This window comes from Serpentinicella alkaliphila, from assembly GCF_018141405.1.
GTDB lineage: Bacteria > Bacillota > Clostridia > Peptostreptococcales > Natronincolaceae > Serpentinicella > Serpentinicella alkaliphila.
This window is the reverse complement of the sequence record NZ_CP058648.1, coordinates 2109159-2122491: the sequence shown is the minus strand read 5'-3', so window position 1 is coordinate 2122491 and position 13333 is coordinate 2109159. Positions and strand designations below refer to the sequence as shown.

Genomic DNA, 13333 nt, shown 5'->3' with positions numbered 1-13333 from the left:
ATTTTACAAAATTATATATATCAGATGTTTTTGCTTGCGCCTAACGTTTCTGCCATTCCCGACGCCTTCGAACTGGACCCCATAGGAATAAGCCTTTGGTGGTGCTTGCACCCAATGAGAAGGTGTGGTGCTGACCCTACTCCGTGACGGTACCGACAGAGACTCACTTCTTGACCGTGCTTCTTGTACCCTTGTGGGAATGGCTTGCAACCATACCTTCATCTTTTGCTGATCATTATATAAGGAGCGTACTTCAACTACAAGAGTGTATTCTAATCATTTTCTAGTATTAACTCATATTATAGACCATTAAATATTCTTCATCAGACTCTTTAACTATTTCAAAACCAACCTTTTGATACATTCTAACAGCATAATTTTCTTTTTGTACTGCCAAAGAAGCTCTCTTATAACCACGTTCCTTTAAATGCTGTATCATACTTTTCATTAGAGCAGTTCCAATGCCTTTATTTCTGTATTTCTTAAATATAGCAATGGCAAATTCACGTGTCTGATCATCTATGTTTCCAAACCCCTTCACTTCTCCAGCTAATATTCTTGTCCACACTGAACCGACGATTTTCCCATCAATTTCTGCAAAAAAACATAAATCATCAGCTTGTCCCCAATCCTCAAAAAAACTCTTAACTCTGGTTGCTCAATAACCTCTCGAGACAATAAGTTTGTTTCATCTGGCTGAAAAATAGCTTCATATAGCATATCTTTAAGAATGTCTATTTCATCTAACTTCATTTCTCTAATTAAATAATTGCACAATTGTTTGTCCCCCACTGATTTAAAATCTCTGCTACACAACTTTCATATCTTTTATAAAAAACTATAGCTAATCTTTGCTAACCACGCTTTGCTGATATTTAGTAGCATAATACAAATCAACTGACCTCAGAACCCTGCTCAGATATTGTTGTGTCATCTAACGCCCCCGTGTTGCGACGTCCCTGAACCGGACCAACTTGACCCTACCCATTAGCGGAGCTTCGCTCCCGGTGAAGGGATGTGGTGCGCTGACATTCCTCTAAACCATTCTACCAGCACCTTCGCGCGAACACATTGTTATACGCTGTGCGAATCCTCTAATACATTGCTAAAATGCCTTGGTTGACACGTATTATACTACGTACTATAATTAGTGTATGGGGGGATACTAGATGAAAACATATTCTTCGATGGAGCTGATTAAAATCCTTGAATCTGATGGATGGTATTTTTTCAAGGCTAATAGTAGTCATCATCACTTTAAACATTTAAGTAAAAAAGGTAAGGTTACCATTCCACGTCCTCGAAAAGACATGCCAACTAAAACAGTAAAAAGTATTTTACAGCAAGCAGGAATTAACATCTAATTTCTGCCCTCCATAACTAACTTGAAAGGAGAGCTCGTCATGAAAAAAGACCGCTATATTTATCCTGCTGTGTTTGATTATGCTGATGATGGTATTTCAATATTTTTTCCTGATTTGCCAGGTTGCTTTTCCTGTGCTGATACTGATGAAGAAGCAATCTATATGGCAAAAGAAGCTTTGGGGCTTCATTTATACGGTATGGAAGAAGATGGAGATGATGTGCCCGTCCCCACTACAATTAATAAAATTAATCTTGAATCACACCAAGTTGTTGTACTTGTTGAGGTTCTTATGCCTATAGTGAGGGAAGCTGTTGAAAATTTTTCTGTTAAGAAAACCCTTTCAATACCACAATGGCTCAATAAACTTGCAATTGATAATAACATAAACTTCTCACAAGTTCTTCAATCTGCTTTAAAAGAACATCTAGGTATTCGCGAGAGGCACTAGGCCTCTTTTCTTTTTTGGGAAAAAACTATATTCAGATAGCATAGCGTATAACGTTCCCGCGTTTACGATGTACCTGAACCGACCCGCCTGATCCTACCCCTTGGTGGAATTTCGTTCCCGGTGAAAGGATGTGGTGCCTGACCTTTCCCATCACACGTGCTGCCAGCACCTTCCGTAAACACATTGTTATATGCCGTCTAACCTCAAATCTTTTATCTTATAATTTTTTTTGTAATTATTATTTGTTACTTAGTATCTATAGGACTTTTCTTGAAATTTAGAAATAAAATAGTGTTTTCTAATAAAAGAATAATCTACTTATATTTCATATATTTTTAGTATTTATTTTGCGTGCTGTTTCGCTTGTTTAAGAGCTACTAATAAAATTTTACAAATCACTAAAGATATAGAGGCTATTACAATAGAAAATGCCAAATTGTTTTCAATTAAAAATTGGATTCCATACCATGGAGTTAAAAACACAATCACAAAAGGAATAGCCCAATCTACTATAGGGGGAATAACTACTACATTAACATATGCCATTAACATCGAAAAAACTAAAGTTATAATCCAAAATAAAATATAGCACTTTATAGCGATATAATTCTTGTTCTTGATGACATATGTTAAAACAAATGTCCAGGTAGTCGTATACATAAATGTTGTAACAACGTTTTTTGTTGTTGCAGCATCTCCCATTAAAAATTCTGGAATATTTAAAAATATACCTAAAACAATGACGAATACAGGTAATATACTTATTGATTTGTTGTTCATTTTTGATCTCCTTTAAGTCCCTTAATTTAGTATCAACTGTAATTCTATAACAAAAAGTTGGACTTTATAAACTTCACTCATCATATTAAAGTAATTAATTTTGTCGATATAATCAGCGGGCAATCTAAAAACCCATGTCATTATAGCAATGGCTGATATCAATAAGTATAGAGATTAGTATGGTAATAGTCATTGAAAGCCACAAATTAAATATATTTGTAATTCGCTATAATTCAAAATCAATTCTTATAACGAACTCATCCTGACTCTGCAATAATTTCATCCCCCTTTATACACTTTAACTATTATTTCGGCTAACGTCTCCGTGTGTAACGACGTCCCTGAACCGGACCTAAAAGATAGACCGTCTTGGCGGAGTTCCGCTCCCGGTGAAGGGATGTGGTGCGCTGACCTTTCCCTTAAAACGTGCCATCCCGCACCTACTGTAAACACGCTGTTATACGACCGTGGGTCAATTGTTTCTTATTAAAACTAGTATTTTAAATATTCTTTTACTACTGACTCTGCTAGAACTTGGGATGAATCTATAAAATTAATTTTATCGCTAAAATTATTTTTCAAAACACTTAAATCAGTACAAGCTATAATTATATCAACAACATCAGTTTCAATAGCGTCTTTTATTAATTCGTCCCAATAAAAACCAATTTCATATAATTCCCTTGTCTCTTTTATCATTTGAATTATAGTATTTATCCTTTCTTGCCAACTATCCTTAAATATGAATTGGTTATCTGAAGTTGATATTCCTTCTTGATATAGCCCCGAATTAAATGTTGTTTCAGTTGCAAATATAGTTATCTTTCTGTTTGAACCTATCTTTTTTATTGTTTCATCAATAATATTTAATATTGGAATATTTATTTCTTTCTTTAACTCATTAAAATATATGTGTGCAGAGTTACATGGCATGGCAATATAGTTTACACCTGTTGCCTCAATATGTTGAAGTCCTTTAATTATTGTTTTTTTCATTTCGTCATGATCAATTGGTCGATCTAAATAGAATGGTGTAGGAAGAGAGTAAATCATAATTGCAGGATAGTCTATATCATATTTTGCACCATATTGAATTTGGCATTGATCAAGTACTAATTCAATAAAAGGTGATGTGGATCTTGGACCCATTCCAGCTAATATACCTATTGACTTTTTCATTTGATGACTCCTCCTTGATTTTCTTTCATGTCGTATAACAGTGACGCCGGTTCCCGAAGTGTCCGAAGGACATTTGGGCATTGGCCGGGCACCGGCCGATAGGCGACGTGGCGCTTAGCGCTACGAGCCGTGTCCTCGGGAACCGGCGTCACTGATAGGTGGGCATGGCGCGCAAGTGACATGTCCCGCCTATCGTTCCGCATTTGCGATGCTTTCGAACTGGCCCCAAAGGAATACCCTTTAGCGGAGCTTCGCTCCCAGTGAGAAGGTGTGGTGCTGAACTTGTCCCAAAAACGTGCTTCCAGCACCTTTATGCAAATGTTTTGTTATGTAAAGAAAGCCCATAAAGCCCTAAGAGAATTTCCTATCCTTTTAACCTGAAATAAATGGACAGCATTTTATGTACTCTTCTTTAGCAATCTGATCTATAAGAAAGTCTGCAATATCCATATTATCAATTTTTGTACCAGGTACACATTCTAGACTCTCCTTAATTTTTCCAACAGGAAACCCTTCTTTTACTAGTGGTAACCGTACCAGTGTCCAATCCAAATCACTCTTCATTAAAATTTCTAATTCTTTCTGCTTGTCTATCATCATTTTAGGAAAAAAACATCTCATCATTTTTGCTATAATCATATTGAAAACATCTTTTTTATCTCTTGGATCATTGACTGGAGCCCCTGATACTACTATATACCTCCTAATTCCATTTTCTTTCATAACATTCAATATATTTTCAGTTACAATACTATATATAGGCTCAGCTTTTGGAGGTTGTCCTACTGTACTTATTACTACATTACAATCTTTAAGTAAATTTCTTATATCGTCTTTGTCTGTTGCATCACCTTTAACTATATCAATGTCATATTTGCAATTTGTCATTTTCTCTGGGTTTCTCACTAATACTTTAACTTTATAATTATTCTCAATCGATTTTTGTATTAAAAATCTACCTGCTTTTCCTGTCCCACCTACAATTGCAATAGTTTTCTTAATAGTTACTTCGTTCATATATATAACTCCTTATTTTTATTTTTATCATGTTGTTAAGACCCTCGAAGAACTAACCCCGTAATTTATGGGCTTATTTTACATAACGTTACACGTATCCCCGACGTTATCAGATTAGCCAATTCTCTTATATATATTTCATGCTGATAATGTTGGTAATACGCTGTTATATGATGTGCCCAATCAGTAATTATCTCCTGTTTTTTCATGAATCTCTAGCATAATATTTGAAAATTTCTCCTCTTCTACTAAATGTGGTTCATGGGCTGATTCTTCAAACCAGTAAAAATTCTTCTTAGGTGCTTTTAAAATATTGTAATATTCTTCTACAAGTATTGAAGGAGTATTATAATCTTGTCTTCCTGCACAAAAATAAACTGGCACTTTAAAACTTGTATATTTTTCTCTAAAGTCTGCTTTTTCTCTATTAATAAATAAAGTATCTATTGAATACAGATTACCTATTAGAAAATTAACACCATCTCTCCATGAATACTCTGGTGCAAATAAACTCCCCTTTATAATTTCATTTATTGTAATAACCTCTAATTCAAAACCGCCATATTTTTTCAACCACTTTCTTTGAACAAATGTATCTTTTCTACTATCTTTATATGGTGGTTCTCCTATTTCTTCTAGTTCAGCCAACGCTTTTTCATTTTGTTCCTCAGTTGCTTTTTCTAACACATACTTATAAGATAATTTTTCTCCATCAACATCATCTACCACTTGTCCTATACCTACAAAAGCTATGACCTTTTCTGGTACATTTTGAATTGTTTCTATTCCAAGTACTGTTCCCCAAGAATGTCCTACTATATATACTTTTTCTCTGTTAAATCTATCGCATAAATAGTCAATTAATTCTATTGTATCGTCTTCCAATTGATCTTGAGTCATTGTATCACTATCAATAAAAAATGAATATGATTTTCCTGAACCTCTTTGATCCCAATTTACTACAACAAAATTCTCTTCTAAATGACTCTGAAATTTTCTAGCATAACTTATGAATGAATAGCCTGGTCCACCATGAAGAAATAATATTATTGGATTATCTATATCATTTCCCCTAATCATAATAGATTGGTCAATATCACCAAGTTTAATGGTAGATAATTCAGCAATACTATTCTCAACTACTTTATTATTATCATCTCTTATTTTTGGAGTAAAAGTAGGAAAATATATTATTAGAATTAATACTAAAATAAGAATTACTTTCTTTTTGTGTTTTAATATCATAATATAATACACTCCTGTTGTATTTATTTTTTGGCCCATAAAAATACTTTGACATGATTGGGCAATGTTCATATAACGTTTCCGTGTTTACGACGTCCCTGATCCGGACCTCAAAGATAGACCGTTCTGGCGGAACTTCGTTCCCGGTGAAGGGATGTTGTGCGCTGATATTTCTCTAGTTGCATACTTCCTAGCACCTTTACGAAAACACATTGTTAGATGATGGACAAAAAGAGTCATCACCTAGTAATAACTCCCCTTACGTTTCTTCTATTAAGCTTTGAATTAAAATATGTATTCTAGGTAACTCTTTTCTTACCACATTCCATAAAATATCTAAGTCAACTCCGAAATAATCATGTATCAATACATCTCTTAGTCCTGCCATCTCTTTCCATGGAATGTCATACTCTTTTAGTCTCAATTCTTTTGAAATTCTTTTTGTTGCTTCCCCTATAATTTCTAAATTTCTAATTACAGCATCTTGGATCAGTTTTGATCTGAAAAATTCAGATTCTCCAGGTTCTATATACGATTCTATACTTCTGATAGATTCAATTATATGAATTAAATATATTTTATCATCTTTCATATCTCCACCGCCTCTGTCATTACTTGCTCTTTAATCAATGGATGTAATGATTTCTTTGTAACTACGTCTACTTCTTTATCTAATAACGATTCTAAATCATGTTTTAATCTAATTAAATCAAACAAAGTTCTCCCGTCCTCAAACTCAACTAAAAAATCAATATCGCTTTTATCATTATCTTGTTTCCTAGCAACTGAACCAAATAGGCTTATTTTAACTACACCATTTAATTCCGCAACTTTAAGTATCTCAATTCGCTTTTCATTTAATAAGTCAATTGATTTCATTAGATTCACCTTGTATAATGAAAACATAGGGGAAGTCATTATACATTTTCCTTTCTAGATTATTTTCTATATAATCTTTATAGGCGCTGTGGATTAGTTTGTTCACCTACGGCAGCTGTCCCTATACAGCCGACTGTTTCTTTTGAGGCTATAACCACAGCTCTATGTTCATTTGTTAATTAGTTAGATAACGCTTTGACGTTTTATATATAGCAAGGATACATTTAACATAGGGTTTGTGGAAACATAGCGTACTATATTTAAGGAGTTGATTACTATGTTATTTGTGGGCATTGATGTTGCCAAAGCTAAACACGATTGCTGTATCTTAGACTCTGATGGTGTTATTCATACTAATTCTTTACGTATTTCTAATTCTAAGGAAGGTTTTGATACCCTATATTCTTCTATCCTTTCTGCTCTTGGCTCCAAGAGTATTAACAACGTAAAAATAGGACTTGAATCAACAGGTCATTACAGCACAAATATCACAAATTATCTGTATTCCAAAGGCTTTCAGGTCACCATCCTAAATCCATTGGCTACTAATCTTTTCCGTAAGGCTCAAACCCTTAGGAAAACTAAAACAGATAAGACCGACGCTAAGGTCATTGCAACTATGCTCTTTACTGATGAATCTAAATCCTATTCACCAGTATCATATCAGATTCAGGAGCTAAAGTCACTAACAAGACACCGTCATAGAATGGTTAGTTACCGTTCTAGACTTAAACTTTCAGTTAGTCGCTTAATAGATATCATTTTTCCTGAATTGCCAAGCTTATTTTGGTCTATACACCAAAGTTCCAGCTATGCATTATTAATTGAATTACCAACCCCCGATAGTATTTACAACTGCAATCTGACAAAGTTGACAAACCTAATAAGAACAGCCTCTAAAGGTAAATATAGCAAAGAGAAAGCAATTGCTTTAAAAGAGCTTGCTATCAAATCTATTGGGTCAAGCAATCGCTCTACAGCCTTCGAATTACAACAAACTATTCGCCTCATACAATCTGTACAAACAGAAATAGATGCATTAGATAATCAAATTAAATTAGTCGTACAAGAACTCAATACCCCACTCATTACTATTCCTGGCATTGGATATACTCTAGCTGCCATTATATTAGCTGAAATTGGTCATATTGATCGTTTCTCCAACCCACTAAACTTCTTGCATTTGCAGGTATGGATCCTTCTACTTACCAATCTGGGACTTACAATGCATCTAAAACTCCAATGGTTAAGAGAGGCTCTACATACCTTAGGTGGGCTATTATGCAAGCATCTAGACTTGTTGCTATGCGCGATAAAGTCTTTAGTGATTATATGGTCAAAAAGCGTTCTGAAGGCAAACACTTCAATGTTGCCAGATGCCATGTCGGTAAAAAGTTAATTAGGGTAATTTACTACCTCCTAAAAAACAATACTGCATTTGTTCCACAAGTCTAATTTAATCTATTTTTTTCAGAGCAACTGAGTTGCTCTGTTTGTCATGCATTTTTTTGTAATAGATGTCTTTAAAATTATTTTCTTCATGACTTCTTTAAATACGAAATTTTTCTTGACTTCATATAGTTAGTCTCTAATCTATTATACAGTTTTTTACATATTCTTACAACATTTATTGCTATTACAAAGTTTGATAGTCTGTCATCTAACGTTTCCGTGTTTGCGACGTCCCTGAACCGACCCATAGAACCCACCCCATTGGCGGAGCTTCGCTCCCGGTGAAGGGATGTGGTGCAGTGACTTTTCCCTAAGAACGTACTAGTTGCACCTTTTGCAAACACATTGTTAGACGTCGTTGTCCTACCCACTAAAATCATTTTGCTCTTAAACCAAAAATGGTATAATATATATGTAATAACTAATGAGAAGGGGAATGATATGTATGCCTACGATATCTATGTTTTATGGAATAATAATAAGAATGTATTGTGCTCCAGGTGAACATAACCCCCCACATTTTCATGCATATTACCAAGATTATAAATCCGTAATCGATATTAACTCCTGTGATATTACAGAAGGCAACTTACCAAAAACAGCTAAAACTTGTACTTGCCTGGGCTGAAATTCATCAAGATGAACTCTTAGCCAACTGGCAACTCGCTATGAACAGTGAATTACCATTTAAAATAGAACCTTTGAAATAGGAGGTGTCATTTATGTACTTAGCAATTAAAAGTGTTCAGCCACTTGAGAATTATCATCTACTACTAACATTCGAAAACAATGAAAAGAGAATATTTAATGTTTCTCCTTATTTAACTGATGGCATTTTCAAACAGTTGGTGGACGAAAAATTATTCAATACTGTTAAGGTTTGTTTTGATACAATATGTTGGGACAATGAAGCAGATTTATGTCCAGAATTTTTATATGAAAAAAGTGAACCTTATAACTATTCCTAAGATATCCATGAAGGATATCTTTCTTTTTTTGTCAATAGCTATACAAATGACGTCTAACGCCTCCGTGTTGCGACTTCCCTGAACTGGACCCCAGCAATATACCGTCTTGGCGGAACTTGTTCCCAGTGAAGGGAACGTGGTGCTCTGACCCTTCAAAAAAACTTGCCATCCAGCACCCTTGCGTAAACACATTGTTATCAGATGCATCGTCCACAGTATTTTAGCAATCCTCTAAACCTCTTGGTATTTTGCTTTACACAGAAACTCTAGATTCTCTACCTAGACAACACCGACACCCTAAAAACCTGCCCTAGCAACCCGACCATCGAAGATTGTGCCTTAGCAACCCGACCATCGAAGATCGTGCCTTAGCAACTGTTATTTAACATATATAATCCAAAACATTGTAATTGAACAATTTCTATTCTGATAGTGCTTTCTATGATAGCTCCTCATCTTTCTACCGAAACCCTCAAAACTATCCCTAGCAAAATCCGCCCCTCAGGTATCTCGATGTCAGTTATAATTTACATAACAAACGACTTAACTTCTACTTAATAGCTAACAAATATTATTAGAGTATAGTTCCAGTTACACCAACAAACTATGTCGTTATGATAAAACTTAATCTTTTTAACTAACTAATCTTGAAAAAGAAATTCTTCAAACCAACATTTTAACTTCTCATCATATTAATTCAATTTTCCAATATCCCCGTCTAAAAGATATAGTTTACTTGATGTGTCTGATAACGTTCCGTGAACTTACGACGTGGACATCTTTCCGAATTATTGTCCATGTCGTGAGTTCGCTGTTAGGAGACGTGTATCATCGTCCCAATGCGATAGACTAAATCTTATTGCTTGAATCTTCAGCAAAGAAATCAATGAAGCTTCTTCCAAACTGGCACAGTTGAATTCTTTCGTCCTTTCTGATTTTGGGATTCTTGAGCTTATTCGAAACTTTCTTCGCTTTTCCCTTTTCAAGCTCATTTAGGAACTTAGAAAGCTCTAGGAGTGTCTCATATATCTCCTTTTGGTCCTTATCATATGAGGAAATCAATAATCCAGATCTTAAAAGCTTATCTTTGATAAACCTATATTCGTCATATTCCAATGACAATTCATCAAGAAACTTTTGGAAATTATTCTCAAAGTATTCAGGGGAGTTATAATCAAATTGCTTTAAGACTAATATGTCTATCTTTCTTAGACTCTTAAGTACATCAAAATATAATGCCGTATTATCAACATCCTTAGTATCGTTGATAAGATTCCTGATGCCATTAACAATATACGGAATTTTTTCTTCATCTCTTTCTTCACTTACATAATCAACAATCATGTCGGAAAACTCGCTACTAAACGCAATCTTTCTTTCTTCTGATATATCATCAAACTTAAGTTTCATGTCGTTCAGCTGCACCTGAAATTCTGAAAGAAGCCTATTAATATTGCGCTCATATCGTTTCTGCTTAATATTAGATATAACTGCTGTAAATCCAGGAATTATAGCTCCTGCCGCACCTTCAAGAAATAATTCAGAAACCACCTCTACTGCTGGTTCACCATAAATTTCAATAAGTTCAAATCTATCATTCTTCTCCATAATTCCCTCCAAACATCAATTTATAAACTTGTCACTTAAGTATCAGATGGGGCATGTCTCCTAACGGTTCCGTGTTTGCGACGCCTTCGAACTGGACCCCAAAGGAATACCCACTAGTGGAGCTTCGCTCCCAGTGAGAAGTGTGTGGTGCTCTGACCTTTCCCTAGACAGCGCTTCCAGCACCTTTATGCAAATGCATTGTTATCTGACGTGACGTGGTTTCTTCTTCTGCTATAATCCCTTGCCTAATTTATATGCTCTTTCTAAATTATACTTATATACATGTTCCTCTTTATTTGCCGTTCCTCCAAGAATAACAAGTTCTGTCTCTTTAATACCAACATTTTGCAATCTATCATACAGTAATATTTTTCTCATACTCTCTGCTACTCCAACTTCTTCTAAGTGTTTCTCAGTATGACCGGCAGTACAAATAGCTAATCCTTTTTGTATTTTAATTTTTGATTCAGAATGATCATCGGAATATGCGTATCCAACTGTATACACTCTATCAAACCAACCTTTTAGTTTTGCTGGACAATCACTCCACCATAAAGGATAAACAAATACTATTAAATCTGCTCTTTTCATTTTATCTTGTTCATATTTCACATCTACAGGAATAGGTAAAGATATATTTTGACTCGATTCTCTCTTATATTCATCTAAACTCATATCACTTCTAAACCCCATTTTATATAAATCTGATAACTCATATGTATGACCCGATTCCTTAATCCCTAGAATAAATGAATCTAGGACTGAATGTGTGAATGAGTATTCATCAGGATGAGAATATACAATAAAAATATGCATTCAAATCTTCCCCTCTATAATTCTTCTATTATGGATGTCCCTTTAGAATTATCCTTACAAGTCCATTGCCACTCTTCAAATAATCTAAGTTTTCCACTTTGTAAAATTTCCGGTTTTGAATAACAAATTCCTGTCATAAACTCATTCTTCTCATTTATATGGTGATATCTCATTTCTAAGCAGCCATCCTCTTTTACAATTGCTATCAAACTTCCATGTTTCACATTTCCGCCGGAATAATCAGCCCAAGCTATATCCCCTTTCTGATAATACTCAAAAATCGTATTTGATGAAACCTCTCCATTTTCAGTATTTTGTATGCTAATAAACTTTTTACCATGCTAGTTAATCATTATATTTTCCTCTTCCTTTCCTCTGCAAAAATTTACGTATATAATCACTAATGTCAGATAACGTTTCCGTGTTTGCGACGCCTTCGAGCTTACAAGGAGCTGCTAATGCCGGGGCACCCTCTGGGTCGGCTAATGCTGCGACTGACTCGGTTAGCGAGATGGTGTGGTGCGCTGACCCTCCCCCCATAAACCTGCCCTCTAGCACCCTTGCGAAAACACATTGTTATCTGCTGTCACTGACCTCAAACTTCCCTGAAGTCACATCTTTAAATGATATATCACAAAATTTATATAGCTTTTGAGCTTCTTTTTTTGAACAGTACACTTCAAATTCTGATGTATAACTGATATTCGTTTTTAAAAGTTCCACCGACTTAGGATTCCTAGTAAGTTTAAGTATTCTCGCTATTTCCTGCTGACTATCTAAGTAATGTGCATTTTTTTCCATTCTTTTCTCCATACCTCTTAAATCATATGATATTTCCATTTGCTCATACTTAATAATATCTCGCCAGTAAGGATAAAAAGTAACGAGTTCTAAGAATTCCTTCAAACTATTTGATATTTTTCCATGAGTCCCTTTTTTACTTACATATCCAACCGGATATTCATGATCTGTAATACTCCCTGCCCCACCAATAGTTCCAAAACAATTGCCTATACTATCAACTGCGAAAATCCAAAAACTCGGAACAGGATAGAATTTAAAATCGTCCAATTTTTGTGTTGTACAAAAAAATAAATCACAGTTGTTTTCGAATAATTTGTATATGTTTAAATTTCTCTCATCCTCAGGAATCAGAATAATATTTTTTCCTGCCAAAACAATTTCTATTTCTAATTCATTAGAAAATAATTGCACTGAATATCCCGGCACTCCATTTTGACCTTCAATATCTAATAACCGTTTTAAGCTCATAACCAATTCCTTTCAATCCTCCAAAATAAAGTTCCTTATCTTATAAACCCTTCAACGGATACCACAACATTACTTTAGTGATTGCAGATAACAGTGACGCCGGTTCCCGAAGTGTCCGAAGGACATTTGGGCATTGGCCGGGCACCGGCCGATAGGCGACGTGGCGCTTAGCGCTACGAGCCGTGTCCTCGGGAACCGGCGTCACTGATAGGTGGGCATGGCGCGCAAGTGACATGTCCCGCCTATCGATCCCTTGTTTACGACGTCCCTGAACCGAACCCGTTTTAACCCTACCCCTTGGTG

Annotated in this window: 15 protein-coding genes and 2 pseudogenes; 5 read left to right on the top strand and 12 right to left on the bottom strand. The window is 35.1% G+C overall.

Features of this window, described 5'->3' with window-relative positions; genetic code table 11:
• Positions 1-289: 289 nt before the first annotated feature.
• Positions 290-580, bottom strand: a complete 291-nt coding sequence (locus tag HZR23_RS17810; protein ID WP_330615952.1) for a GNAT family N-acetyltransferase — start codon at positions 578-580, stop codon at positions 290-292.
• Complete coding sequence (locus HZR23_RS17805; protein ID WP_330571509.1) at positions 550-777, bottom strand: hypothetical protein; 228 nt, start codon at positions 775-777, stop codon at positions 550-552. The genes HZR23_RS17810 and HZR23_RS17805 overlap by 31 nt, the downstream gene beginning before the upstream one ends.
• 392 nt (positions 778-1169) lie before the next feature.
• Here HZR23_RS17805 and HZR23_RS10765 point away from each other — a divergent pair, with 392 nt between their 5' ends.
• Together HZR23_RS10765 and HZR23_RS10760 are read left to right on the top strand one after the other, a co-directional pair.
• On the top strand, positions 1170-1364 hold the full coding sequence (locus tag HZR23_RS10765) for a type II toxin-antitoxin system HicA family toxin (RefSeq protein WP_132849818.1): 195 nt from the start codon (positions 1170-1172) through the stop codon (positions 1362-1364).
• A gap of 39 nt (positions 1365-1403) precedes the next feature.
• On the top strand, positions 1404-1814 hold the full coding sequence (locus HZR23_RS10760; RefSeq protein WP_132849819.1) for a type II toxin-antitoxin system HicB family antitoxin: 411 nt from the start codon (positions 1404-1406) through the stop codon (positions 1812-1814).
• A gap of 342 nt (positions 1815-2156) precedes the next feature.
• On the opposite strand, the gene HZR23_RS10755 is transcribed toward HZR23_RS10760, so the two are convergent.
• The 6 genes from HZR23_RS10755 to HZR23_RS10730 all read right to left on the bottom strand — a co-directional run bounded on the left by HZR23_RS10755 (position 2157) and on the right by HZR23_RS10730 (position 6941).
• Complete coding sequence (locus tag HZR23_RS10755; RefSeq protein ID WP_132849820.1) at positions 2157-2594, bottom strand: hypothetical protein; 438 nt, start codon at positions 2592-2594, stop codon at positions 2157-2159.
• A 492-nt stretch (positions 2595-3086) separates the two neighbouring features.
• A complete protein-coding gene (locus HZR23_RS10750; protein ID WP_132849821.1) occupies positions 3087-3773 on the bottom strand; it encodes an aspartate/glutamate racemase family protein in 687 nt (228 codons plus the stop codon).
• 372 nt (positions 3774-4145) lie between these two features.
• Entirely contained in the window at positions 4146-4790 is a 645-nt protein-coding gene (locus HZR23_RS10745) for an NAD(P)-dependent oxidoreductase (protein WP_132849822.1), read from the bottom strand.
• A gap of 183 nt (positions 4791-4973) precedes the next feature.
• Positions 4974-6035 (bottom strand): alpha/beta hydrolase, encoded by a 1062-nt coding sequence (locus tag HZR23_RS10740; RefSeq protein ID WP_165913795.1) that lies wholly within the window; start codon positions 6033-6035, stop codon positions 4974-4976.
• Positions 6036-6294: 259 nt separating this feature from the next.
• Positions 6295-6627: a HepT-like ribonuclease domain-containing protein gene (locus HZR23_RS10735; protein WP_213050233.1), complete on the bottom strand. Its 333-nt coding sequence runs from the start codon at positions 6625-6627 to the stop codon at positions 6295-6297.
• Positions 6624-6941 (bottom strand): nucleotidyltransferase family protein, encoded by a 318-nt coding sequence (locus HZR23_RS10730; RefSeq protein WP_213050235.1) that lies wholly within the window; start codon positions 6939-6941, stop codon positions 6624-6626. The genes HZR23_RS10735 and HZR23_RS10730 overlap by 4 nt, the downstream gene beginning before the upstream one ends.
• Positions 6942-7191: 250 nt before the next feature.
• Between HZR23_RS10730 and HZR23_RS10725 the strand changes: the two are divergent.
• The 3 genes and pseudogenes from HZR23_RS10725 (at position 7192) to HZR23_RS10715 (ending at position 9334) form a co-directional block, all read left to right on the top strand.
• Positions 7192-8369 (top strand): annotated as a pseudogene (locus HZR23_RS10725) (IS110 family RNA-guided transposase).
• Positions 8370-8790: 421 nt separating this feature from the next.
• A pseudogene (locus HZR23_RS17910) lies at positions 8791-9076 on the top strand (DUF4160 domain-containing protein).
• Between the two features lie 12 nt (positions 9077-9088).
• The gene (locus HZR23_RS10715) at positions 9089-9334 is read left to right on the top strand and encodes a DUF2442 domain-containing protein (RefSeq protein ID WP_213050222.1); all 246 of its coding nucleotides are present in this window, start codon (positions 9089-9091) and stop codon (positions 9332-9334) included.
• Positions 9335-10183: 849 nt separating this feature from the next.
• Here the strand turns inward: HZR23_RS10715 and HZR23_RS10710 are convergent.
• The 4 genes from HZR23_RS10710 to HZR23_RS10695 form a co-directional block, all read right to left on the bottom strand.
• Positions 10184-10942, bottom strand: coding sequence for a hypothetical protein (locus HZR23_RS10710; RefSeq protein ID WP_213050234.1), 759 nt, complete (start codon positions 10940-10942; stop codon positions 10184-10186).
• Between the two features lie 231 nt (positions 10943-11173).
• Positions 11174-11758, bottom strand: coding sequence for an NAD(P)H-dependent oxidoreductase (locus HZR23_RS10705; protein WP_132849828.1), 585 nt, complete (start codon positions 11756-11758; stop codon positions 11174-11176).
• Positions 11759-11772: 14 nt separating this feature from the next.
• On the bottom strand, positions 11773-11982 hold the full coding sequence (locus HZR23_RS10700) for a hypothetical protein (protein ID WP_207667950.1): 210 nt from the start codon (positions 11980-11982) through the stop codon (positions 11773-11775).
• A 352-nt stretch (positions 11983-12334) separates the two neighbouring features.
• Positions 12335-13030, bottom strand: coding sequence for a hypothetical protein (locus HZR23_RS10695; RefSeq protein ID WP_132849829.1), 696 nt, complete (start codon positions 13028-13030; stop codon positions 12335-12337).
• Positions 13031-13333: the final 303 nt, after the last annotated feature.

What these genes read in the sequence shown, in the direction of transcription:
- HZR23_RS10740 (WP_165913795.1), bottom strand. Translation starts at nt 6,035, where the DNA reads ATGATATTAAAACACAAAAAGAAAGTAATTCTTATTTTAGTATTAATT.
- HZR23_RS10755 (WP_132849820.1), bottom strand. Translation starts at nt 2,594, where the DNA reads ATGAACAACAAATCAATAAGTATATTACCTGTATTCGTCATTGTTTTA.
- HZR23_RS10695 (WP_132849829.1), bottom strand. Translation starts at nt 13,030, where the DNA reads ATGAGCTTAAAACGGTTATTAGATATTGAAGGTCAAAATGGAGTGCCG.
- HZR23_RS10760 (WP_132849819.1), top strand. Translation starts at nt 1,404, where the DNA reads ATGAAAAAAGACCGCTATATTTATCCTGCTGTGTTTGATTATGCTGAT.
- HZR23_RS10765 (WP_132849818.1), top strand. Translation starts at nt 1,170, where the DNA reads ATGAAAACATATTCTTCGATGGAGCTGATTAAAATCCTTGAATCTGAT.
- HZR23_RS10730 (WP_213050235.1), bottom strand. Translation starts at nt 6,941, where the DNA reads ATGTTTTCATTATACAAGGTGAATCTAATGAAATCAATTGACTTATTA.
- HZR23_RS10735 (WP_213050233.1), bottom strand. Translation starts at nt 6,627, where the DNA reads ATGAAAGATGATAAAATATATTTAATTCATATAATTGAATCTATCAGA.
- HZR23_RS10750 (WP_132849821.1), bottom strand. Translation starts at nt 3,773, where the DNA reads ATGAAAAAGTCAATAGGTATATTAGCTGGAATGGGTCCAAGATCCACA.
- HZR23_RS10745 (WP_132849822.1), bottom strand. Translation starts at nt 4,790, where the DNA reads ATGAACGAAGTAACTATTAAGAAAACTATTGCAATTGTAGGTGGGACA.
- HZR23_RS10715 (WP_213050222.1), top strand. Translation starts at nt 9,089, where the DNA reads ATGTACTTAGCAATTAAAAGTGTTCAGCCACTTGAGAATTATCATCTA.
- HZR23_RS10710 (WP_213050234.1), bottom strand. Translation starts at nt 10,942, where the DNA reads ATGGAGAAGAATGATAGATTTGAACTTATTGAAATTTATGGTGAACCA.
- HZR23_RS10705 (WP_132849828.1), bottom strand. Translation starts at nt 11,758, where the DNA reads ATGCATATTTTTATTGTATATTCTCATCCTGATGAATACTCATTCACA.